The sequence below is a fragment of the Tenacibaculum sp. 190524A02b genome (assembly GCF_964036645.1).
GTDB lineage: Bacteria > Bacteroidota > Bacteroidia > Flavobacteriales > Flavobacteriaceae > Polaribacter > Polaribacter vairaonense.
In genome coordinates this window covers 3,372,976-3,396,969 of record NZ_OZ038525.1, presented here as the reverse complement: position 1 = coordinate 3,396,969, position 23,994 = coordinate 3,372,976, and the positions used below count along the sequence as shown (strand labels likewise).

General features: G+C 30.5%; 18 protein-coding genes. 15 read left to right on the top strand and 3 right to left on the bottom strand.

Features of this window, described 5'->3' with window-relative positions:
- Positions 1-2 precede the first annotated feature (2 nt).
- Positions 3-4,640 carry a DUF6443 domain-containing protein gene (locus ABNT65_RS13870; protein ID WP_348746094.1) on the top strand — a complete coding sequence of 1,546 codons (4,638 nt, stop codon included), beginning with the start codon at positions 3-5 and terminating at the stop codon, positions 4,638-4,640.
- Positions 4,637-4,927, top strand: coding sequence for a hypothetical protein (locus ABNT65_RS13865; protein WP_348746093.1), 291 nt, complete (start codon positions 4,637-4,639; stop codon positions 4,925-4,927). The genes ABNT65_RS13870 and ABNT65_RS13865 overlap by 4 nt, the downstream gene beginning before the upstream one ends.
- Before the next feature lie 261 nt (positions 4,928-5,188).
- On the opposite strand, the gene ABNT65_RS13860 is transcribed toward ABNT65_RS13865, so the two are convergent.
- Entirely contained in the window at positions 5,189-6,478 is a 1,290-nt protein-coding gene (locus ABNT65_RS13860; protein WP_348746092.1) for an IS3 family transposase, read from the bottom strand.
- A 406-nt stretch (positions 6,479-6,884) separates the two neighbouring features.
- On the opposite strand from ABNT65_RS13860, the gene ABNT65_RS13855 reads away from it, so the two are divergent.
- From ABNT65_RS13855 to ABNT65_RS13840, 4 genes are all read left to right on the top strand, one after another.
- Positions 6,885-10,262, top strand: coding sequence for a hypothetical protein (locus tag ABNT65_RS13855; RefSeq protein WP_348746091.1), 3,378 nt, complete (start codon positions 6,885-6,887; stop codon positions 10,260-10,262).
- Between the two features lie 62 nt (positions 10,263-10,324).
- Positions 10,325-10,822, top strand: coding sequence for a DUF3575 domain-containing protein (locus ABNT65_RS13850; protein WP_348703339.1), 498 nt, complete (start codon positions 10,325-10,327; stop codon positions 10,820-10,822).
- A gap of 161 nt (positions 10,823-10,983) precedes the next feature.
- Entirely contained in the window at positions 10,984-11,385 is a 402-nt protein-coding gene (locus tag ABNT65_RS13845; RefSeq protein ID WP_348746090.1) for a hypothetical protein, read from the top strand.
- Between the two features lie 11 nt (positions 11,386-11,396).
- Complete coding sequence (locus tag ABNT65_RS13840; protein ID WP_348746089.1) at positions 11,397-13,322, top strand: hypothetical protein; 1,926 nt, start codon at positions 11,397-11,399, stop codon at positions 13,320-13,322.
- A 2-nt stretch (positions 13,323-13,324) separates the two neighbouring features.
- Here ABNT65_RS13840 and brnQ read toward each other — a convergent pair whose 3' ends face one another.
- Positions 13,325-14,593: a branched-chain amino acid transport system II carrier protein gene (gene brnQ / locus ABNT65_RS13835; protein WP_348737508.1), complete on the bottom strand. Its 1,269-nt coding sequence runs from the start codon at positions 14,591-14,593 to the stop codon at positions 13,325-13,327.
- 38 nt (positions 14,594-14,631) lie between these two features.
- Here brnQ and ABNT65_RS13830 point away from each other — a divergent pair, with 38 nt between their 5' ends.
- The 4 genes from ABNT65_RS13830 (at position 14,632) to upp (ending at position 19,948) form a co-directional block, all read left to right on the top strand.
- A complete protein-coding gene (locus tag ABNT65_RS13830; protein ID WP_348737507.1) occupies positions 14,632-15,411 on the top strand; it encodes an alpha/beta hydrolase in 780 nt (259 codons plus the stop codon).
- A gap of 97 nt (positions 15,412-15,508) precedes the next feature.
- The gene (locus ABNT65_RS13825) at positions 15,509-16,633 is read left to right on the top strand and encodes a helix-turn-helix domain-containing protein (RefSeq protein ID WP_348737506.1); all 1,125 of its coding nucleotides are present in this window, start codon (positions 15,509-15,511) and stop codon (positions 16,631-16,633) included.
- A gap of 143 nt (positions 16,634-16,776) precedes the next feature.
- On the top strand, positions 16,777-19,152 hold the full coding sequence (locus ABNT65_RS13820; protein ID WP_348746088.1) for an outer membrane beta-barrel protein: 2,376 nt from the start codon (positions 16,777-16,779) through the stop codon (positions 19,150-19,152).
- Positions 19,153-19,294: 142 nt separating this feature from the next.
- Positions 19,295-19,948, top strand: a complete 654-nt coding sequence (gene upp / locus ABNT65_RS13815) for a uracil phosphoribosyltransferase (RefSeq protein WP_348703346.1) — start codon at positions 19,295-19,297, stop codon at positions 19,946-19,948.
- On the opposite strand, the gene ABNT65_RS13810 is transcribed toward upp, so the two are convergent.
- The gene (locus tag ABNT65_RS13810; protein ID WP_348737501.1) at positions 19,949-20,857 is read right to left on the bottom strand and encodes a DUF6427 family protein; all 909 of its coding nucleotides are present in this window, start codon (positions 20,855-20,857) and stop codon (positions 19,949-19,951) included.
- Positions 20,858-20,899: 42 nt separating this feature from the next.
- Here ABNT65_RS13810 and ABNT65_RS13805 point away from each other — a divergent pair, with 42 nt between their 5' ends.
- From ABNT65_RS13805 to ABNT65_RS13785, 5 genes are all read left to right on the top strand, one after another.
- Positions 20,900-21,118, top strand: a complete 219-nt coding sequence (locus ABNT65_RS13805) for a DUF6341 family protein (RefSeq protein ID WP_348703348.1) — start codon at positions 20,900-20,902, stop codon at positions 21,116-21,118.
- A gap of 12 nt (positions 21,119-21,130) precedes the next feature.
- Positions 21,131-21,802 carry a tRNA (guanosine(46)-N7)-methyltransferase TrmB gene (trmB, locus tag ABNT65_RS13800; RefSeq protein WP_348737500.1) on the top strand — a complete coding sequence of 224 codons (672 nt, stop codon included), beginning with the start codon at positions 21,131-21,133 and terminating at the stop codon, positions 21,800-21,802.
- A gap of 171 nt (positions 21,803-21,973) precedes the next feature.
- Positions 21,974-22,309 (top strand): MGMT family protein, encoded by a 336-nt coding sequence (locus tag ABNT65_RS13795; RefSeq protein ID WP_348703350.1) that lies wholly within the window; start codon positions 21,974-21,976, stop codon positions 22,307-22,309.
- 153 nt (positions 22,310-22,462) lie between these two features.
- Entirely contained in the window at positions 22,463-23,593 is a 1,131-nt protein-coding gene (locus tag ABNT65_RS13790; protein ID WP_348746087.1) for an Mrp/NBP35 family ATP-binding protein, read from the top strand.
- 65 nt (positions 23,594-23,658) lie between these two features.
- Positions 23,659-23,898 carry a NifU family protein gene (locus tag ABNT65_RS13785; RefSeq protein WP_348703352.1) on the top strand — a complete coding sequence of 80 codons (240 nt, stop codon included), beginning with the start codon at positions 23,659-23,661 and terminating at the stop codon, positions 23,896-23,898.
- The last annotated feature ends 96 nt before the right edge of the window (positions 23,899-23,994 follow it).

Here is a 23,994-nt window from a genome sequence, read left to right as displayed (position 1 = left end):
TCATGAAAAGGAAATTTATTAACAAAGTCAAAGCAAGTTTAGTTGTCGGATGCACGCTACTAGCTATGGGACTACAAGCCCAAACACAAACAGAAAACTATGTGGTAAGTAAAACGTATAAAAAAGCACGTACCACAAAAGTTACAGGAGATAACAAAGACGAGGTAAGTACCACCATTCAATATTTTGACGGTTTAGGACGTCCAAAACAAAGTATTGCTTTACAAGCCGGAGGGGTTTTAACCAATGCCAATGAAATGCCTATTGATTGGACGGTCAATAACACAGCTACTGATTTTTACAACCGTAATGGCGGGAGTGTAGAAAACAAAATTATAAATGGAACAACGCCATTTGGATCAAATGATTTATTATGGGAATGTATACCTAATTCAGGAGATGATGCAGATGGAGGTTGGAATACTGATTATTTTACTATTGATAATACCAAAACCTACCGTTATACAGTATGGGTAAAAAAGAATAAAGTAGGAGGAAGAGCTCAAGGAAGAACTTATCATGGTACTAGAAATGTAAACAATTTGAATGGTACAGCTAATCCAAACCCTTATTTTTTATCACCTTTTTTACCTAAAGCAAATGAATGGTATTTATTAGTAGGTATTGTACATCCGCATGATTATACAGGAGGAGATACAGGAGTTAGTGGAGTGTATGATAAACAAGGGAATAAAGTTTTAGATGGTGCGGAGTATACTTGGCGTTCTAATGTACATACCACGCAATTACGTAACTATTTATACTATTGTACAGATACCAGCGTGCGTCAATATTTTTGGAGTCCATTATTTCAACAAGTAGATGGCGGTGATTTAACAGTAGAAGAAATTGTAAACTCAAAGAGTGCTATCAGTTCTTTAGCAGCACCAAAAGATATTGTTACACATTTTGAGTATGATGAGTTTGGACGTCAAACCAAAGAATACCTACCCTATGCTTCTGCTACTAGTGCAGACATACGAACAGGAGATATAGCCACAGCTACGAATGCCTATTACCAAACTAAGCATACTACTGATTTTGCAGGCGTTTCTTTACCAGAGGTCAATGCTTATTCAGAAAAAGTATTGGAAGATTCTCCATTAAATAGAGTCTTTGAACAAGCAGCACCCGGAAAAGACTGGAAAAAAGGAAGTACTTATTCAGCAAAAGGGTATACTAACAATAGCCATAGTATCAAATTTGAATATGCAACTAATAGTGCTTCAGAAGTACGTAATTATTATGTAACTACCAGTTTTGCTAACAATACCTATACACCAACTTTAAGAACTAGAACAACCAATAATGGGTATTACAAAGCAGGTGAATTGAGTAAAACAGTGACCAAAGATGAAAACTGGGAAGCTACAGATGGTAACAACCATACTACACAAGAGTTTAAAAACAAACAAGGACAAGTAGTTTTAAAGCGCACTTACAATGCCAACCAAGCGCACGACACCTATTATGTATATGATGATTTTGGAAATTTAACCTATGTACTGCCTCCAAAAGTAACCACCAATGATGGGGTTTCAACAAGTGAACTATCCGAGTTATGTTATCAATACAAATACGACCACAGAAACCGATTGGTAGAAAAGAAAATAGCTGGTAAGGGATGGGAATATATAGTGTATGATAAATTAGATAGACCGGTTTTAACGCAGGATGCAAACTTAAAAAGTCAAGGGAAGTGGTTATTTACGAAATACGATATTTTAGGAAGGGTTGTTTATACAGGGATTTTTAAAAACAATAATAACAGAATTGTTGTTCAAGAAGCGGCTAATAATCATAATACCCTGTTTGAAGAAAGAGGGAATCATTTATATCATTACACCAATAATGCTTATCCCAATGTAATTTTTGTCAATGATATTTATAGCATTACTTATTATGATAATTATGATTATTGGAAACATGGATTAGTAGTACCTTCAACCGTACAAAATGTAACAACAACTAATAATGTTAAAGGTCTTGTTACAGGTACAAAATCAAAAGTATTAATAGGAGGAGAACCAAAATGGGTAATGACTATTAATGGTTATGATACTAAAGGAAGAACTATTTATGTGGCAAATAAAAATGAGTATTTACAAACTACGGATATAGTAGAAAGCAAGTTAGATGACTTTACAGGCAAGGTTTTAGAAACCAAAACCACGCACACAAAAACAGGCAAGGATGCTATTGTTACGGTAGATCGTTTTGAATACGATCATATGGATAGATTGGTAAGTCAAACCCAACAAATCAATGAGCAAATTTCTGAGCGTATAGTTAAAAACAATTATGATGAGTTAGGGCAACTAGAAAGTAAGCAAACTGGTAATGGAACAAGAGCAGGTTATAAAGATGTAACTAGTGGTATTAGTATTAATAAAGGTGTAATAAGTAAAATAGGAGGTTTAGGTTGGGCAGTTGGTTTAGCTACCCTAGGAAGTTTTAATCAAGATGGTTATGTAGAGTTTTCAGCTACTCAAGTTAATAAATATTATATGGTTGGATTATCTAATGCAAACACCAATGCACACTATAATACAATTAAGTACGCAATTTATATTAGAAATTCAAATACTGTTCATATTTATGAAAAAGGAAAACCAAAAGGACAAAAAACAACCTATAAAGTAGGCGATGTATTTAGAGTAGAACGTATAGGAAGTGAGATACATTACAAAAAGAATGGCGAGACATTTTATATTTCACAAACGCCATCAACAGGAAGTTTGTTAGGAGATATTTCTATGTATCATACAGGTGGGAAAATCAAAGATTTTAAAATTGTAGACAATAGTAAAGGATTACAAAAAGTAGATTATACGTACAATGTACGTGGTTGGTTAAAAAAGATCAACGAAGATGCGGTAGATGATAATGATTTATTTAACTTTAGCCTTCAATACAATGATGTGACCGACCAAAGCAAACGTTTATATAATGGAAACATAGCCCAAACCAATTGGCTAACAGCTAATGATAACAAGTTAAGAAGTTATCAATATGGTTACGATGCTTTGAATCGAATCACACTTGCAGACTACACTGCCACTGGGGAAGAGCATAACTTTAGTGTGTTTAACATCTTGTACGACAAAAATGGAAACCTTACCCAGTTAAAAAGAAACTATCGAGACGCTTGGGGACATAGCCAGTTAATGGATGACCTTAGTTATAGTTATGATAGTGGAAACAAACTACAAAAAGTAACAGACCGTGCGCATAGTTCTCATAAAGCACATGGCTTCAAAGATGGAGCAAATGTGGATACAGAATACTACTACGATGTTAACGGGAATTTAAAATCAGATATAAATAAAGGAATTAATCTTATAGATTATAACCACTTAGGCTTACCTACAAGAGTAGCTAAAATACCTAATCGTGAAGAAATAGTATATGTATATGACGCTACAGGTGTTAAGTTAGAAAAACAAGTAGTGTCTAATAATGCAAGGAATGTAACACAATACGCAGGTGATTATGTGTATGATTATTTCCCAAAAGTAGGAGTGACTAATTTAGAGTTTATTAGTCATCCAGAAGGGCATGTAAAATATGATGGAGGCGCTTTTAACTATGTATATCAATATAAAGACCATCTAGGAAACATACGATTATCATATACAGATAATAACAAAGATGGTGTTATTACACCTAGTACTGAAATCATAGAAGAATCTAACTATTATCCCTTTGGATTAAAGCATAAAGGGTATAATAACAACGTTTCTTCGCTTGGAAACAGCACCGCGCAGAAGTTTGGTTATAACGGGATTGAGTTAGAAGAATCATTAGGATTAAACCTAATGGAAATGGATATGAGAAGTTATGACCCAGCTATTGCAAGATGGACTTCGATTGACCCTGTTACGCATTGGAGTAACTCTACTTATAATGCTTTTGACAATAATCCTGTGTTTTTCGCTGACCCTAGTGGAGCAGATTCTATTTATAATTTTGAAACACAGCAATATGTGATAAATGGAACAGTTGTTTCTGAAGAAGAAGCTATTAAGTATGCTAAAAACGGGGGTAATGCTGATGGAAGTAATAACAATAAAGTAGATGATAAAATTACTCTAACTGGAGATGAAAAATTAATTAAAAGAACAGTAGATGTATTAAATACTGCTTTAAACGGTTTTTATAAAGTTTCTTCTAAAAAAGGGGTATTATCTCTTCAAAAAACTAACAAGAAAGGAAAAATCAGTAAAAATGTATCATTAATTGCAAAATTATTAGGTACTATTATCAAAGATGATGAAAATATTACGATTGGGGTTTCTGAAAAATCTAACCAAGTTTTTATAGGTAGTTATGAGTTAGAAGAAATAGATATATCAGATATAGAAAAATTTGGTAGTACGAGTGATGTTCAGACTTCTGGAGCTGCTCTTTTACATGAGTTTGTAGAACAATATAGAAAGCAAAAACTAGGAGAAGAATATAGAAGTGCTCATTCTAAGGCTTCAAAAGCAGAAAACTTAATTAATGGCTCTGAAAGGGTTCAATCACAGATGACAAGAAATAGAAATGGTTTTTTAGTTCCTTACAGGAAAAATGGAAAGCTTAAGTATATATCAATACAAATATCTAATAACAATATTATAAAAGTGACACCCAAATGAAAATATTAAAATTTTTAGTTGTAGTTTTTATTTTTTCTTCATGTAAACAAAGAAGTAATCAAAAAGAATGTTTTAAATATTTAAAAGAGTTAAAATATTTAAAGGAATATAGTGAAAACACTAAAGATACTATTTATACAATTGAGAAAATTAGTGATAAAATAGAATCTATTGAAAATTTCACTGGTATAAAAGCTATTAATCAAGGAGATTGGATAGGTAAGCATGAAGTCAAAAGCAAAGATATTAGAGCTTGGGAGGATTGGTTTAATAAGAATTGTAAATAATGGTAGTGTGCACTCTCTACTTAAAACCACGACAAAAAGGTTCCAATATTGGAATTTCTTAGTAATACTAAGGGTTAAGAAGATATTTATGGAGCCCAGTTATAAAGTATAAATGCTAGTGCAGATTTGTAATCTGTATCCAGTATTGGTAAGTAAAACAATAAAAATAAAACCACGTTATACCTATATAGCGTGGTTTTTACATTTTAAAAAAAGTACTAATTAGTAAAGAAAGATTAAAAACACTGTTTTTTAATACTTTTAAATATTACAAGCCATGATTTTTGTACAATCATTAAACTGTTGATTGCTGCTAAGCCTATTCATTCTAGCCAATAGTATTTGTTGTTTAAACCTATTTTTATCAGGAATTTTACCTTGTATAATTTCCATAGGAGTATATCCATAAAGCTCAGTAGGATATCTTTCATAATTATAATATTGAACAAACCGTTCTAAAGATTGTAAATGTGTTTGGGTATTTAAAGACAGCTTTCCGTTCATAAATTCGGTTTTATAAATACTATGTGTACTTTCTGACATGGAATTAGAAAAAGGAAACTCTTTTGTTTGAGCAGTAATTTTGGTAACTGTTGGCGGAGCTTGTATATCTTGAATCCAAGTTAAAAGTTCTCCTTTGTTTTCACTTCCACCATCAGACAAAATGTTAATCGGACTCACTGTATTCAATAATTGATACTTCTCAAAAGTTTCTTGAAAAAGGTTTTTAATAAATTCGCTACCAGTTTTTCCATCGGTAGAACTGTAATGTAAAATTGCTTTCGAAAAATTATCTTTTACAAAAGCTACTTTTTGCATTCCGTTATTTTCAGTACGAACATTAGTGATATCTACATGCAACCACTCAAAAATACGAGAAGCTCTAAAACCTTTTTTTGAGTTGTTTTTAAAACGCTTTGGTTTTTTATACCCTAAAGCCAAAGCATATTTAAAAAAGGTAGATTTCCCACAAGTTACCAAATTATTAATCATCGCATGGTAATATAAAGTGGTTTTCGTTTTTCCAAAATGATCTGTATTGGTAACTAAATTTTCAATGGCAACCACCTCTTTAACTGTTAGCTGATTCGGGTGTTGTTTATAGCATTTTTGAAAAGGACTTAAGTTACAAATCAATTTTCTTTTCTGTATGTAATACCAATCTTTAGAAACCCCATAATATTTACAAGCAGTAACCACCGATACTTTAGATAAGGAAGCAAGATGATTTATAGAGCTGACTATTTTAGAAGCATGTAATTGTAAAAGGTTTTTGTTATGAGCTAATTCTCCTAACATATGCAAATACCCTTTTCTAGTTGCAATTAAAAACCGTAATGATGTAAATAAAAACTTAGAAGCATATACCTCCTTTATAGCATCAAATTGCTCAATATAATCAGTAGCCCATTGATACCCATAATACTCTTGGTGTGTAAATTTTTTCCAGTTATGTCTGGTAGTTTTGGGTATTTGAGCAATTTGTTGGTCACTTAACATGTCGCTAGTATACAAAACAATAAGCAACGGATGATAACATCGTTTATACATTTTTCATAGCTTTTTAAAAAACAGTACAAAGCTAGTTATTTTTTGTACAATGAATTTCCGTTTTTGTTTTTTTATTGTACACAACTGTACAAACTTTTTTTTTCGAAAATTTTTCTTGTACAGTATGGTGCCTACCAGTTTTGTACAAACATTTTTTTTACAATTTTTTTCTTGTACAGCGTTGTACAAACTTTTTTTTCTGAGAAATTTTCTTGTACAGTGTTGTACAAACCTAGCTTGTACAAATATTTTTTTTGCATTTTATTTCTTGTACAAGAGTGTACAAACTTTTTTCTGAGAAATTTTTTCTTGCACAAGTTTTAAAACAACGAATTATTTAAAAACCGTGCTTCTTGTTCATTTTACACCAATTAAACTATTTTTGCGTTCATTACGTTGATAAAATATGACGAATAAAATCTTTTGTGTTTTGTTTTTTATGCTGGGAGTAGTTGGATATTCACAAACGAAACCAAAAGAATTTCAATTAAAAAAAATAGCTGTAAAAAATGATACCATTCAAATTGATAGTGTAAGTATCAATCCTACAAAATTTAAAATCCTTTCACAGGAAGGAAAAGTCATTGCTCCAGAAAACTATAAGGTAAACTTTGGATTGTCGCAGCTGATAATTGATAAAGAAAAGCATCCAAATATTGTTATAGAATACTATCGTTATCCAGAATTTATTACCAAAACATATTCACCATTTGACAAACGATTAATTGTAGAAAGTACTCAAAATACAGGGAAACTCTATAGTGAAACTACCAATAAAAAAACAAAAAATGTTCGCCTTTTTGAAGGTTTAGAAACCAAAGGGTTTATTACCCGTGGTGTTACAGCAGGGAATAATCAAAATGCGGTGACCAATTCGTCTTTAGATTTAACTATTTCAGGAAAACTTTCAGAAAAAGTGGGGATAAGAGCTAATATTTTTGATACCAATTTTCCGTTACAGCAAAACGGATACTCACAAAACGTTACGGATTTTGATCGGATTTTTGTAGAGTTATACAGTAAAAATTGGCGTGTAAAAGGAGGAGATGTAAGCTTAGAAAATAAGGATAGTTATTTTTTAAATTTCAGTAAACAAGTATCAGGAATAGAAGTAGCCGCCAATATAAACAAAGAAACAAATATATCTGCATCTGGAGCCATTGTTAGAGGTAAGTTTTCTACGTTTAATTTTACAGGAATAGAAGGAAACCAAGGGCCGTATAAAATTTTTGGTTCTAACAATGAGTCGGCAATTATTATGGTAGAAGGAAGTGATAGGGTGTATGTAAATGGAACCCTAATAGAAAGAGGAACTAATAAACACTATGTAATAGATTATAATCTTGGAGAAATAAGGTTTAACACCACATACCCAATAACTAATGATATGCGTGTGCGTATAGAATTTCAATATTCAGATAGAAATTACACACGTTTTATTACTTATGAAAAAGCACAATATAAAGGTGAAAAATTTTCGATAGCAGGGTTTTTCTATAATGAAAACGATGCTAAAAATCAGCCTATACAACAAAGCTTAACCGATAATCAAAAGCAAACTTTGGCAGATGCAGGTAATGATGTAGAAAAAATGATAACGCCTAGTGCTTTTGCCGATGAATTTTCTGTAAATAGAATCCAATATAAAAAAACAATAACTGCAGGAGTAGAATTTTTTGAATATACAACTAATGAAAATGATGAAGTATATTCAGTACTATTTTCTAATGTTGGCATAAATGAAGGAGCCTATGCCATAGATAAAACCATTGCTATTGGAACCATTTATAAATATGTTGGAGAAAATTTAGGGAGTTTTAATCCAGTGGTACAATTAATTCCGCCTACAAAACTTCAAGTGGCTGTGGTAAATGCTGGTTACTCACCTTCAGAAAAAACAATAATAAAAGCAGAATTAGCATATAGCGACCAAGATGCCAATTTATTTTCAACAATTGGCGATGCTAAAAATCAACGCTTGGCTACAAAACTAGGATGGAAACAACGATTGTTAGATAAAAAATGGCGCGTAACTAGCAATGTAGATTATAAATTTATTCAAGATAATTTTCAAACCGTTCAAAGATTTCAAGCAGTAGAGTTTAATAGAGATTGGAATTTGGTAAATACGCTAGGTGATCAGCATGAAATAGGAACCACGTTTAGTATAGATAATAAAAAACAAACAGCGTTTTCGTATGGTTTTCACCATTTAAATTTCACTAATAACTTTTCAGGAAATAAACATGTTTTAAAAGCAGTTACTAAAATAGATAGTACTCGTTTTTGGTTGAATGGAAGTTGGCTGCAAAATAAAACAACAACCAAAAAAGGAGAATTCTTCAGAGTAAAATCCAAAGCAGTTCACAGTCTTAAAAAATCATGGGTTGGTGGTTTTGTAAACCTTGAAACCAATTCACAAAAAGAAATAACTACTAATAATTTTGATGCTAACAATCATCAGTTTCAAGAATATGAAGGGTTTTATGGAATAGGCGACAGTGCAAAAGTATTTGTAAAAACGGGTTTTAATTACCGAACCAATGACAGTATTAGAAACAATACATTTACTCATATAAATAGCAGAAAAACATGGTATATAGATAGTAAGTTAATTCAAAACAAACGCACTAATTTATCTGTGTATGCTAACTATAGAATTACAAATAATAGCTTTTCAGCTAACGAGACCGCTTTAAATTCAAGGCTTAATTATAATCAACGGTTTTTTAAAAACTTCTTGACGCTGAATACCAGTTATGAAACTTCTTCGGGGAATATAGCACGACAAGATTTTGTATATATAAAAACAGAACCAGGACAAGGATATTATACTTGGATAGACTATAATAATGATGGTGAACAGCAGTTTAATGAATTTGAGGTAGCACAATTTCAAGATCAAGCTACCTATTTAAGAATAGCGCTGCCTAATATTCGATTTTTGCCAACCCAACGTGTAAAATGGAAACAAGCTATTACGTTAAACCCTTCCCATTGGAAAACTAAAAAAGGAACAAAAAGTATATTTTCATATTTATATAATCAAACATATCTGTCTATTGATAATGAACGTATTCGAGATAAAGCTAGTTTTCATTGGAATCCTTTTAATACAGAAGAAACAGCACTGTTGGGATTAAGTTTTAATTTTAGAAATAGTTTTTACATTAATAAAGGCATTCAAAAAAATACGTGGATTTATACCTATGGACGATCAAAAAACAAACAACAATTTTCTATAGGAAATCAAGAAAGTAATTCCTTTATCCATCAATTAGAATGGCAGCATAAACTAACTAAATTCTGGTTGTTTGAAACCAAAGGTTCTATTGCAGAAAATAAACTACAAACCGAAAATTTAGCCAATAGAAATTATATAATTGATAGCAAAGAGGTTCAGCCAAAACTGACTTTTTTATATAGTAAAGATCATAAGTTTTCTGTTTCTTATCATTATAAAAACAAGGAAAACAGACTTTTAAATTTTGAGAAATTGCAACAGCAAAAATTAGGAGCTTCTTACTTTTTTATGAGTAAAAAGAAAAACCAATTAAGTGCAGATGTATCAATGTTTCTAAATAACTTTACTGGAAATACCAATTCACCAGTAGCGTATCAAATGCTTGAAGGGCTTCAGGCAGGCAAAAACTATACGTGGAACTTACAATGGAATCAAAAGTTAACAGCCATTTTAAACCTATCACTCAATTATTTTGGCAGAAAAAGTAAAGATGTTCAAGCAATACATACAGGTTCTGTTCAATTAAAAGCTATTTTTTAAGTAAGTTTGTGGTATTATAATTGCATCATACAGAAATATTATAGTAATAAAATAAAATACACATGAAGAAAATAGTAGTAGCAGCGTTACTTTTTGCTAGCTCTTTAGTGAATGCACAACAGGAAATAAAATTAGACTTAGCAGATGCTTTGGTGATGAAAACAATAGAAGTATCTTACGAATACTATTTAAGTGATCAATCTTCAGTAGGACTTTCTGCATTGTTCAACTTTGAAAAAGTATCAGCTGATTTTAGATATAACGAAAAACAAATGTTTACACCCTATTTCCGTCATTACTTTACTAGTAACCGTAATTGGAATCATTTTGGAGAAGTATTTTTAGGAATTAATACAGGAGAAAAAGAAATAGATATAGCAGGAGCAAAGGCTTATAAAAAATATACAGACGGAGCTTTAGGGTTAGCTGTAGGTACTAAATATATATCTAATGGAGGTTTTGTAGTTGGTATATATGCAGGAGCCGCTAGGAATATGTTTGCGGAAGACTCTTATGCAGTTGTACCAAGGGCTGGAGTTAATGTTGGGTATAGATTCTAGAAAGTAACAACTAAAAAATATTCATAGTTGCTGAAAAATATAATAAAAAGACGCTCTTTTTAGTGTGTCTTTTTTCTTTTTATAAAGACTTTAAGTTTCATTTTTTTATATTTATAATTCTAAAACCTTGTTTTTTAGTGGTTTTTTGAAAAATGATGTGTATGGCAAAAATAATTACGCTGATATTCTTTTTTAATTCGTTAATAGTTTTAAGTCAGTTTGATAGTGGTAACTTAATGGGCGTTCCAGTAGTGCCAAATTTGACTGATGCTACTGGTATAACTGGTGCTAATAATGGAAATATGGTATATGTAGATGCTGAAAAAAGTATGTATATCTATGATGGAGCCAATTGGGTTAAAATATTGAATAATGCTCCCGTAATCACTAACGAATTACTATTTGAAGATAATGACTATATCTATGTTTCAGTGAGAATAAATACGAATGATTGGATGGTGAGTAGGTATCATAAAAGTGATATTAATACAGAAACTTTAGCAATGGGAACAGGCACGCAACCCACAACTTTGGTGGCGGTTGCAGCATTAACCTATAATTAAAAATATAAAATATGAAGTGTTTTTTTATTAGTACGTTTCTATTTTTAGGAATATCGGTTAGTGTGTTTTCTCAAATAACCCTTAATCCGTCCTATAACCCAGGTGGTCCAGGAGGCGCAAGAGCTTCTATCATTATTCAAGGAACACAAACTGGTGACGATTTAAGAACTTTTGTTCAGGCAAACCCAACCACAGGAACTGTTACCAATAGAGATATTACTTTTAATGCAGAGTTGGTAATTAATAACAATGCAACGTTTACAGATAATAATGCGGTTTACCATTTTCCAAATGTGTTTAGATATACACCAAGGAGTAATTGTACAGTAAACCTTACAGATATTACCATACATTATAGCGGAAGTCAGAAGCTACATTCTTTTAATCAAGCGTATACTGCTAATTTTACAAGAGTGTTTTATTTGCAAGGAGTTGTTAGTGGTAGAAGTGACTTTTTTAATAATGGAAGTTATAGCTTCAACATGGATAATGTAACTTTTGTAAGTTATGGCGGAAGTGATTTTTTACACTTTCAAACCAATACCACTTTAAATAATATTACTATAACCAATGCAGCAGGAGGTTTGAATTTTGAGCCTGGAGCTAGACTAGCTGGAGAAACGGAGATTATTAATAATTTAAAGTTGGAAGGTGTTACAAGAATGGTAGGAGGTTCGGGCTCACAAGGAGATTTTAAAACCTTTGATATGGAATGGGATGCCACCAATTGGAATTTTAGCCCACGAAATGTAGATTTCTTTTTTGTAAACCCAATTAAGCCAGCTGGATGGACAGGATATTCTGGCGGTGGTACTTTACCAGTACAAGAATTTTATACACATGACCTTACCTTAAGATCACCAAACCTTACACCACTAAATGGATTGACAGTTGCATTATATAATATTAACGGTAATAGTTTTGATTATACATTAACAACCGATGCTCAAGGGACAATCCCCACACAAGAAATATTACGAATAGACAATACGGTAGCTTTAAATTTTAATAGAGGAATGTCTGTAATTGTAGTTCCTAATTATTTGAAGAACTATATTGCTTTAGATAGAGATTTTACAGCACCAATTACAGACAATCTTGTAGTAACGGATGATGAATTTATAAGTGAAACAAATACAACTACCGTAGGAGCTTATGCAGGTGTCAACATTAATCATGCATCTAAAACCGTAACTATTTCTGAGAACAGAACACTTTGTGAACTGTATGATTTTATTAAGTTGAATAAATTAAGTAATCTAACTGAGCCAACAATATATGAGGTTTTTGCAAAACCTAGTACAGATGTTTTAAGTATAGATGATTACCAGTTAGTACTTAGTGGAACAGCAGTTCTTTCACCGTGTGATAAGTTTGTAAAAATAGAAAGTACCGTTACTTCTAGTATAGCAGACCTAAATAATTTGAATGTAGGTTTGCAAGATGCTGCACAGTTGTATAAATTTATTAGTATTACCAATTTAACCAATGCCAATTTAACCATTACGGATAATGCAGTGACCCCAAGTAATACTTTTTTAAGTCTTACTAATTACACAGGAGAAAGTAATAGTGTAACTCAGTTTAGTAGTACTAATGTTAGAATAGACGTTACAAGAGATGGTTATACCGATTGGAGTACAGAACAAGACTTTTCCGGACCTGAAGATATTTATAAATTTGTGGTTTATCAGGCACCTATAGAAGAACCGGCTACTTCAAATAATCAAGATGATATTTTGTTTTTAACTAAAAAAATACTTCAAAAAAATGAAGGCATCTTACAGCAAGTTAATGGCGTAACCCCTACTGTAACTATTCAAAACATAACACAAAATGCTACTTTACAAGCAACAGAAGAAAGGCAAATAGAAATATTAGGACTTTTGAAACGTATTCTAACAAAAACAACCGTAATCAAAAAACGATTAGAATAATGTTAGTTTTTAGCTTTTAAAAGATTAACAAATCCAAAACTCAAAACAGCAGGAAGTACCCAACCTAAATGATATTTTGCTAATGGAATTAAATTAATAATTCCTGTTAATTTATCCTTATCAACTACAAACTGCAAAAAATCTGGAATACTAAATACAAAAGTTACTAGAACTACTATTTTAAAAACAAGATCAGAAGCTAGTTTGTTAGGTAGAATGTTTAATAAAATTAGAATAATAGTAATTGGGTAAATGAACATCAAAGCAGGTAATGCAATATTAATAATATAATGTACGTCAAACTGACCAATTACAACCCCTAAAATACAGCTAATAATAGCGGTAATTAGGTACGCTTTTTGAGAATTATTAAAATACCCTTTAAAATAATCCGCAGTACCTGTAATAATACCAACTGCAGTGGTAAAGCAAGCCAAGGCAACTAAAACACTTAAAAATGTAGTACCAATAGTACCTAATGTTTGTGTACTTAAAGAAGATAATATTTCTGCACGAGTGGCTTTTTCAGGAAAAGAAGCATTGAATAAAGCACCATTAAAAATTAATCCAGCATAAATAATTAATAAGCCTAAACCAGCAATAAAACCAGCTTTGGTTATCAACAATTTTTTTTCTTCAAAAGAAGCATTTTTGTTAAAATTCATTGATATCACTAATACGCCACCAACCACAACAGCACCAATAGCATCAAAAGTTTGATAACCTTCTAATAAACCATCAATAACAGGTGTTTTAAAAATACTTGGTTCCATGGTATTGGGTGCTATAAAAATACCTACTAAAATAATAGCTAATAAAATTAGGATGATAAGCGGTGTTAAAAGTTTTCCTAATAGATTTAAAACTTTAGTTCTATTTATAACAAATAGAAAAACAAGAACAAAATAAATAGTACTTGTGAATAAAGAAGATAAATCAAAATATGGAGCAATAGCCATTTCATGTGTTACAGAAGCAGTTCTTGGAGCTGGTAGCGTAATAGAAATAAGGTATACAATAAAACAATATGCAATACTAAAAATAGGAGAGACCTTTTTACCAAAATCATACATAGTACCTTGAAGCTTCGCATGTGCTAAAATTCCAAGAATAGGAATAAAAACAGCAGTAATAAAAAAACCAACAGTAACTAAAAACCAATAATCACCCGCATTTTTACCTAGTAATGGAGGTAAAATGAGATTTCCAGCACCAAAAAACATAGAAAATAAAGCAAATCCAGTTATTAATACATCTTTCGTTTTGTTCATGATATAACAAATTTATCTTTGTCCAATATACATTAAAAATGATTGTAAGTTATAAAGGAGCTTCTGTTTTTTATACAGTACAAGGTACAGGTAACACTATTGTTTTACTGCATGGTTTTTTAGAAAACACCTCTATGTGGAAAGATATAGCATCTGAATTATCAAAAACTAAGAGAGTGGTTTGTATTGATCTATTAGGTCATGGACAAACAGATTGTTTAGGGTATGTTCATACAATGGAAGAGATGGCAGATGCAGTAAAAGAAGTGTTAAAGCAATTGAAGGTTAGACGTTGTTTTTTAATAGGACATTCAATGGGAGGTTATGTAGCCTTGGCTTTTACAGAAAAGTATTTTAAAAATGTAAAAGGAATTTGCCTATTAAATTCTACGGCACAAGAAGATACTAATGAACGTAAGGAAATTAGAGAGAAAGCAAATAAAATGGTTCCTAAAAACTTTCATAAAATGGTGCAAATGTCGATACCAAATTTGTTTACACAATTATCTAAAGAAAAATATGCAGCTGAAATAAATGAAGTTTTAAAACAAGCATTAAAAACATCGATTAGAGGCTATATAGCATCTAATGAAGGAATGCGTTTACGAGAAAATAAAGAATTGGCTTTAAAACTAATTTCAAAAAGAATGATTATTGTAGGGAAAAAAGACCCGGTATTAAATTTTGAATCTATAAAAAAAGAAGCTGAAAGAACAGAGACTGAATTAATTATTTTACCAAATGGACATATGAGTCATATTGAAGATAAAGAAGAGTTGCTTAGAGTTTTAGTAGGTTTTATAAATCGTAAACCTTAAATAAAATAATACAATTATATTTGATTTGTAGGTTTTAGTAGATGCTAAATTTTAGAAGAAAAAGTATTTTAAAAAATAAGGTAATATAAATTAATTCATGGAAAATACAGTTGTAATAGGAGTGTTGGCTTTTGTTTTTTCATTACTTCTTTTAGTTTTTTCAGTGTTTTTATTAACAGTAAAAACTAGTAAAAAACTAAGTAATATATTATTATCGCTATACTTAATAGTTGTAGCATTAGATTGTACCGCATTCTTTTATCATTTTTTTGGAGAAGTTAATTTGATGTTTGATATGTTAAGAATGAAGCTTTCGCATTTTAAAGAACCTTTGCTTTTTTTGTATATTTTATCTGTTATCTACTCCAACTTTAGGTTGAAAAAAAAGCATTTAATCCTTTTATTACCATGGTTAATTAATATAATAGTACTATTCCCTAACTTTTTTTTAGCAGATTATAATGGTAAAATTCAGTTTTATAATAACTTTAATGAGAACCCTGAAGTAGTTGTTTTTACAGTTTTAGGGCATTGTATCTCGTTTGTCTATTTTGTTGCTTATATATATTATGTTTTAAGATACCGTAAGTTATTGTTAGAAAATCATACAAATGAAAATGATTTTAAAAACTATAAGTGGTTAAAGCAACTGCTAATTATAATGGCTATAGGTTCGGTAATAACTATTATTAAAGGAATGGTTAGAGATGGGGAATATACAACACAAACCATAGAAATTTGGAGAATAATAATGCTGCTTTTTGGAATGTTCTTTGTTTTTTGGTTGTTTTTTAAAGCGCTTATTTCTCCAAAATTATTTAGAGGAATTGATGTGAATTTAAGTACATCAAAAGAAATAATGATTGAAGATGAGAAGACAAAAAATAAGGAACAAATAGTGTATTTAAAAAAGTATATGCATACAGAAGAGCCTTATTTAAATCCTTCACTTACTATTCGAAATTTAGCAGAACAAGTAAATATCCCTATGCGAGATTTATCAGTATTGATTAATCAAGATTTAAAACAACATTTTTTTGATTTTATAAATGAATACCGAATAGAAAAAGCAAAAGAAATTTTAAAAGATAGCACAAAAAGTAAGCAAACAGTATTAGAAATTTTGTATGAAGTTGGCTTTAATTCAAAATCTTCTTTTAATACTGCATTCAAAAAACATACAGGAACTACACCTACTCAGTATAGGAAATCTATTGTTTAATAGTGTGTTAACGTAAAGTCGAACGCTTGGTTTAAAAAGTCGAACTCATTTTTGCACTTAAAATGAGTTCGACTTTACGTTTTCGGTCGTGTAGTTTTACATTCCGTAGCACTTTTGTCTCATCAAAACAAAAACAAGTTATTATGAGACGATTAATTCTAATTTTTTTAGCACTTATTTCAACCCATATGGTTTCGCAAACTATTACGGGTATAGTTAAAGATACAATAGGAAGTGTTGCATTTGCAGATGTTATTTTAAAAGATACATCAAACAATATTATAACAGGAACAACAACAAATGACAACGGGAAGTTTAATATTAAAGCACAAAAAGGAACTTATACAATTCAGGTTTCTTTTTTAGGATATCAAAATTGGAGTAAAAAAGTTACTATTGATAGTGATTTAAACTTAGGAGTGATTAATTTAAAAGAAGACGCAGAAGCACTAGAAGAAGTTGTTGTAAAAACTAAGAAAAGAGTAATTCAAAGAAAGGTAGACCGATTGGTGTTTAATGTAGAAAAAAGTATCGTTGCAGAAGGAGGAAATGGAATAGATATTTTAAAAATAGCACCAAGAGTACAAGTACAAAATGGAACAGTTGAAATTCTAGGTAAAGGAGCTTCTAGACTACTAATAAATGGAAGATTATCCCCTTTAGAAGGAGATGAATTAACCGCTTTTTTAGAAAATTTAAATTCCAATGATATTAAAAGTATTGAAGTAATTACCAATCCGCCAGCAAAATATGAAGCATCTAGTAGTGGAGGTTTAATTAACATTATTCTAAAAAAAGGATTAAAGAATTCATGGAAAAATGCAATAACATTAACCCACAATCAAAATAAGTATCATTTTAACTCTTTAAGAAATAGTTTTACTTACAATAAAAATAATATTTCACTAGCAATGAGTATGAATGCTACCAAAGGGTTTCATAATCATATAGAAGGCTTGGTAATTAATTATCCAGAAAATTTGTGGGATATTAATGTGCAATCTAAAGAAAGAGATGTTAATTATTCAGGGCGATTTTTATTAGATTATACAATTTCTGATAAAACAACCATAGGAGTCCAGTATTTAGGAAGTAAAAGTAATCCAGGTGGTTTTTCTACAGTTACTTCTACAGTTTTTAATACAAACAAGAACGTAGATAAAACGATAGAGAATAAAGGAGATAATAATATTAATACCAAAAATAACGCAATAAACTTTCATGCTATAACAGCAATAGATTCCTTAGGGAAAAGTATTTCATTTGATGTTGATTATTTTCAATATAACTCAAAAAATAACAGAGATTTTATTACAGAAAACTTTTCAGCTAATAACAATTCTTTAGGAGTTGTGGCTGAAGTATTAAATACATCAAATCAAAATATTGAAAACTTAAGTGCTAAAGCGGATGTTGAATTCCCTTTCAATAAAGTGAAGTTGTTATTTGGAGGAAAAGCAAGTTTTACAACGACTAATAGTGAAGTGTTATTTTATAATAGACTTTCAGGAGTTCCAATATTAGAAACAAATAAATCAAACAATTTTAAGTATGCAGAAAATAATATAGCAACCTATGTTTCTGCAAATACAAATCTAACTGGTAAAGTTAAAATGAAAATAGGAATGCGTATGGAAAATGTAACTACTAAAGGCACAAATGAAGGGATGTCTGAAGAAAATAAAAATAGATACACAAAATTATTTCCTACAGTATTTTTTAAGTATACTAAAAATGATAAAAATTCCTTTAGTTTCTCTTATGGGAGAAGAATTAATAGACCAAGGTTTTCAGATTTAAACCCATTTAGGTATTATATAAATGATAATAGTTATAGCGAAGGGAATCCGTTTTTACAACCATCGTTTACAGATAGTTTTGAACTTTCTCATACCTATAAACGAAACTTAACAAGTAGTGCTTTTGTAAATGTAACAACCAATGGTTTTGGAGTAGTATTTACTTCAGATACAAATAATCAAACGCAAATAATAACTAGGGAAAATTATTTTACACAATACAATTACGGAATAATAGAAAGTTTTTCTTTTAATAAAATTTCTTGGTGGCAAAGTCAAAATAGCTTGAATTTACTTGGTTACTATTCTATTTTTGATAAAACATTTAAAGCTAAACCTAAAAACGGAATGCAAGTTTTGGTAACATCTAATAATACCTTCTCTATGTCAAAAAGCACGAAATTTATGATTAATTCCTGGTATAGTTCAAGCCACAATAGAGGGTTGTCTAGTGTTGGAAACATGTTTAATTTATCAATAGGATTGCAACATACTTTTAAAAATAGCGGATTTAAAATGTCTTTTTTAGCAAATGATATATTTGATACAAGTAGTTTAAACAATTATGAATCTATAGTCAATGGAGTAAAACAAACATACCGTGCAAATTCCAGTACAAGAAATTTTAGAATTTCTGTATCATATAATTTTGGAAATCAAAAAATAAAAAATAAAGAAAGAGAATTCGGTAATAATGAAGAAAGGAATAGAGCACAATAACTTTGATAGTTTATCAAGTAAAACAAGATAAGATTGCTTTGAAATGGATTGAGTACTTTAAATATAACTTGTTTTTGAGAGCTTTGCTATTTAAATAGTGAAGCTTTCTTTTTCGTACTTTTGTGAAAAATAATTTGTATCCATGAAAGTTCATCATATAGCCCAAAATAATTCTATTTTAAATAAATTTCTTTTAGAAATAAGAGATGTCTCAGTTCAAAAAGACGCCATGCGATTTAGAAGAAACATAGAAAGAATAGGGGAGATTTTAGGATATGAACTAAGTAAAGAACTTGAATATTCCGAAGAAAAAACAACAACACCTCTAGGAACTAAAACAAGTAGTATTCCAGTAAATGATATTGTTTTATGTTCTATTTTAAGAGCAGGTTTGCCTTTGCATAACGGGTTGTTAAATTATTTTGATGATGCCGAGAATGCATTTATTTCTGCCTATAGACATCACCCTAATAATGATGAAAACTTTGAAATAAAAGTAGAATATTTTGCTTCACCAGATATTAATGATAAAACTTTATTCTTAATTGATCCAATGCTAGCAACAGGTAAATCATTAGTAGCGGTTTATCAGGCAATTTTAAAATACGGAAAACCTAAAAAAATTCATGTTATTTCAGTAATAGGTTCTCAAGAAGGAGTATCTTATGTAAAAGAACATTTTCCTGATACAACAGAGTTATGGATTGCAGATATAGATGCCGTTTTAAATGAAAAAGGTTATATAGTTCCAGGATTAGGTGATGCTGGTGATTTAGCTTTTGGCGTGAAAAAGTAACTATAAAATAAAAGTTACCACAGAGGCTATGATAAAGCAAATCATAAGCACGTCTGTATACCATTTTTTTTGAAAAAGCTCTATTCCATTAGCTAATATTACTGATGTAGGAAAAAGTAGGAATAAGAACTCAACTCCTGATTTTTTAGGAATTAAAATAAATACAATTCCAGAAAGTAATAAATGTAGAAGTATTAATAACCAATTTTTTCGAAACCTATTAAGTATAGCAAGTGTTTTTGGTGTTTTCAAAAATAATGAAACTAAAGTAAATAAGCCTGTAAAGGCAACAGGGAAAAGGTACTTTGCTTGTTTATATAAATTAAAATCAAAAGGAACTTCCCACCAATGGTATAGTTGGAAAAAGTGTTCAGTGAAATCATACCAATAACAGTAAGTGAAATACAAAATTATAGGAGATAAAAAACCAAGTATAGGTGTAAAAATGGTTTTGTATGTTAACTGTTGGTGTAAAAATATTGAAGCAAAAACCAACGGTGTAAAAACTATAGTCATAGGCTCTATAATAAAAGATATACCTAACCATAATCCACCATCAAAAAGCTTTTGAAATATATTCTTAGTAGATTGTAAACTATATACTTTTCTTATGAATAACAAAGAGGTTAAATTGGCATAAAATAGAGTAGAAATAGAAATGTTTCTAACAAAAAATAGAACTAATATGGTATAAAAAAAGTAAGCAAAAGAGTTGTCAAACGTTAACTCATTTTTTAGAATGATGAAATTATAAATAGAAAAAAGAGTAATAAAAAAGAAGAGTTCTTTACCTATGATTCCAATGGTTATTTCTCTTGAAAATAATCCTGCAATATAAAAGCATAAAAAAAGCAAGAAAAGAACTAAGAAATTTACAGGCTTAGATTTGCTGAAAAAATTGGCTAACATGGTTTCTTTTTATATTTTTGCAAACGTAAAGATAATCAAGTTATGTTAGGTTTAAATATTTTTAGATTAATTGGAGATTTGTTTGAGTTATTATTAACGCCATTTGAGTGGATTCGTCGTACAGTAGCGAAATCAGATGGAGGATGGTGGAGCTCTAATTTAATCAATTGGATATTCCTACTTGTTCTAATTGTTCTATTAGGGTACTGGATGTCACAATCTCTTAAGTTTAAAAGAGAAGGAACAGAGGATAGAGCTTAATTCTACATACTATTGGGAAGCAAGAATAAATTAAAACGTTTCAAAGAAAATGAAACGTTCGCTAATGTAATACAACCAACCCGAGAAGAAGTTGTTGAAAACTTTCGTTATAAAGGGAAATGGAATACCTTTTTTAAAAATGACAATCCAATTGTACTAGAGTTAGGATGTGGAAAAGGAGAATACACCATTGCGTTAGCTGAAAAAAATCCAGATAAAAACTTTATAGGAATTGATATCAAAGGAGCTCGTTTTTGGAGAGGAGCAAAAACAGCCATTGAAAACAATATGCAAAATGTAGCTTTTATAAGAACTCAAATAGAACTTATAGAGTTTATATTTTCTGAAAATGAAGTCGCTGATATTTGGATAACTTTTCCCGATCCACAAATAAAATACAAACGAACTAAGCATCGTTTAACAAATTCTGAGTTCTTAAAGAAGTATAACCGCATTTTAAAACCTGAAGGAACCATTAATTTAAAAACTGATAGTGAATTTATGCATGGTTATACATTAGGATTGTTGCATGGCGAAGGACATGAGGTTTTACATGCAAACCATGATGTATACAAAAATCACTACTCACCAGAAGAAGTAACAGGAACCCAAACCTTTTACGAAAAACAATACTTAGAACAAGGAAAGCCAATAACCTACGTCAAATTTAGAGTTAAGAATTAAAAGTAAATACGTTTCTTACTAATTAATTCTTGTTTTTTTGAGGGAGTATATACTTTTTGATACAGAGTAAATTCACTACAACCTCATTTCTGATATAAATTAACATCTCTCTTTTAATGTTTAATTGACATTATAACGGTATATTCAGCATTATAACTTTATTTTTAAAATATGGCAACATCTGAAAACTTTTTTAATAAGGTATATGAGGTAGCAAGATTAATCCCTTATGGTAGAGTTACTAGTTATGGAGCAATAGCAACATATTTAGGTGCAGCAAGATCCGCAAGAATGGTTGGTTGGGCTATGAATAACTCAAGTAGTCAAGAAGAAGAGGTACCAGCGCATAGGGTGGTAAATAGAAAAGGATTGTTAACAGGAAAACATCATTTTTCTGGGGTAAACTTAATGCAGCAACTTTTAGAAAGTGAAGGAATAAAAGTTATAGAGAATCAAATTCAAGATTTTGAAAATATTTTCTGGGATCCGTCTAAAGAGCTTGAGTAATACTATTTTTTATATAGAAACCCTTTATTAACCTATAAATATTCCTAATTTAAACACTTTATTTTATAAGGTGTAAAGCGTATCTTTGTAGTTTAGAATAAAATAGATAAATAATTATAATAAAAGTCAGTTGTTTAGGCAACTGCATTGATAATGAGTTTTAAAAAACAAGATATTTACAAAGCGTTAGAAACTATAACAGCGCCAGGTGAAGGAAAAAGTTTAATAGAAAACGAAAATGTAAAGAATGTAGTAGCTTTTGGTGATGAGGTGATTGTAGATGTTACAATAAGTAACCCTTCTTTACAAGCTAAAAAGAAAGTTGAGGTTGAAATCATGAAAGCAATTCATGAACACGTAAACCCAAAAATAGACGTTAAAGTTAATGTCAAAGTAGAAGTTGCAGCAAAAGAAAATCCTAATTTAATAAGAGGAAAAGAGATTCCTAACATACAAAACATAATAGCAATAGCTTCAGGAAAAGGAGGTGTAGGAAAGTCTACAATAACCTCTAATTTGGCTGTTTCTTTAGCAAAAATGGGATTCAAGGTTGGGGTTTTAGATGCAGATGTGTATGGACCATCTCAACACTTGATGTTTGATGTTGAAAAAGAAAAACCTTTAGCTGTTAAAGTAGAAGGAAGGTCTAAAATGAAGCCTGTTGAAAATTATGGTGTAAAACTATTATCCTTAGGCTTTTTTACAGATCCTAATCAAGCAGTAATCTGGAGAGGACCTATGGCTTCTAAAGCTTTAAATCAATTAATATTTGATGCAGATTGGGGAGAATTAGATTTTTTGCTGATAGATTTACCACCAGGAACAGGAGATGTACATTTATCTATTGTACAAGCTGTGCCAATTACTGGAGCCGTGGTAGTAAGTACACCTCAAAATATAGCTTTGGCAGATGCTAAAAAAGGAGTAGCTATGTTTAAACAAGAAAATATAAAAGTCCCTGTGCTAGGAATTGTTGAAAACATGGCGTATTTCACACCAGAAGAGTTGCCAAATAATAAATATTATATATTTGGACAAGCTGGTGCTAAGAATTTAGCAGAACAAATAGAAACAAGCTTTTTAGGAGAAATACCATTAGTTCAAGGTATCCGAGAAGCTGGAGATGTAGGGCATCCTGTAGCTTTACAAGAAAACACACCGTTATCTGAAGCATTTACAGAAGTAACAAAAAACATGGTGTCTGAGTTATTAAAAAGAAATGCAAACTTACCACCAACAGAAGTAGTTAGAATAACTACAATGAGTGGTTGTAGTACAAAATAAACGTAAGTAATGAATACTCAAATACCCGTTTGAGTTCCTTTTTAAAGGTAAAGTAGGGATGTATTATGGAATTAACAGAAGAAATAAGAAACAATGTAGAAAAAGCTTTAGAAGAAATTCGTCCTTTTTTAAAAAGTGATGGAGGAGATATAAAGTTACTTTCTATTGAAGATAATACAGTAAAAGTTCAGTTAGAAGGAGCATGTAGTGGTTGTTCTGTAAATCAAATGACATTGAAAAATGGAGTGGAAGCAACCATAAAAAAATATGCCCCAGAAATAAAAGAAGTAATTAATGTAGCTTAATTTTTCGAAAGAAAATAAATCAAAAGCTAACAACTTTTAGTAAACCTCATTTTGTGTGTTTACACTCATAATAAAATTTATTCCTGTCTTTATTTA

Excerpts from the sequence above, each read along its gene's own strand:
- ABNT65_RS13830 (WP_348737507.1), top strand. The coding sequence starts at position 14,632 with ATGATTGTAAGTTATAAAGGAGCTTCTGTTTTTTATACAGTACAAGGT.
- ABNT65_RS13805 (WP_348703348.1), top strand. The coding sequence starts at position 20,900 with ATGTTAGGTTTAAATATTTTTAGATTAATTGGAGATTTGTTTGAGTTA.
- ABNT65_RS13870 (WP_348746094.1), top strand. The coding sequence starts at position 3 with ATGAAAAGGAAATTTATTAACAAAGTCAAAGCAAGTTTAGTTGTCGGA.
- ABNT65_RS13860 (WP_348746092.1), bottom strand. The coding sequence starts at position 6,478 with ATGTATAAACGATGTTATCATCCGTTGCTTATTGTTTTGTATACTAGC.
- ABNT65_RS13790 (WP_348746087.1), top strand. The coding sequence starts at position 22,463 with ATGAGTTTTAAAAAACAAGATATTTACAAAGCGTTAGAAACTATAACA.
- ABNT65_RS13865 (WP_348746093.1), top strand. The coding sequence starts at position 4,637 with ATGAAAATATTAAAATTTTTAGTTGTAGTTTTTATTTTTTCTTCATGT.
- ABNT65_RS13840 (WP_348746089.1), top strand. The coding sequence starts at position 11,397 with ATGAAGTGTTTTTTTATTAGTACGTTTCTATTTTTAGGAATATCGGTT.
- ABNT65_RS13795 (WP_348703350.1), top strand. The coding sequence starts at position 21,974 with ATGGCAACATCTGAAAACTTTTTTAATAAGGTATATGAGGTAGCAAGA.
- ABNT65_RS13845 (WP_348746090.1), top strand. The coding sequence starts at position 10,984 with ATGGCAAAAATAATTACGCTGATATTCTTTTTTAATTCGTTAATAGTT.
- upp (WP_348703346.1), top strand. The coding sequence starts at position 19,295 with ATGAAAGTTCATCATATAGCCCAAAATAATTCTATTTTAAATAAATTT.
- ABNT65_RS13820 (WP_348746088.1), top strand. The coding sequence starts at position 16,777 with ATGAGACGATTAATTCTAATTTTTTTAGCACTTATTTCAACCCATATG.
- ABNT65_RS13810 (WP_348737501.1), bottom strand. The coding sequence starts at position 20,857 with ATGTTAGCCAATTTTTTCAGCAAATCTAAGCCTGTAAATTTCTTAGTT.
- ABNT65_RS13855 (WP_348746091.1), top strand. The coding sequence starts at position 6,885 with ATGACGAATAAAATCTTTTGTGTTTTGTTTTTTATGCTGGGAGTAGTT.
- ABNT65_RS13850 (WP_348703339.1), top strand. The coding sequence starts at position 10,325 with ATGAAGAAAATAGTAGTAGCAGCGTTACTTTTTGCTAGCTCTTTAGTG.
- brnQ (WP_348737508.1), bottom strand. The coding sequence starts at position 14,593 with ATGAACAAAACGAAAGATGTATTAATAACTGGATTTGCTTTATTTTCT.
- ABNT65_RS13825 (WP_348737506.1), top strand. The coding sequence starts at position 15,509 with ATGGAAAATACAGTTGTAATAGGAGTGTTGGCTTTTGTTTTTTCATTA.
- ABNT65_RS13785 (WP_348703352.1), top strand. The coding sequence starts at position 23,659 with ATGGAATTAACAGAAGAAATAAGAAACAATGTAGAAAAAGCTTTAGAA.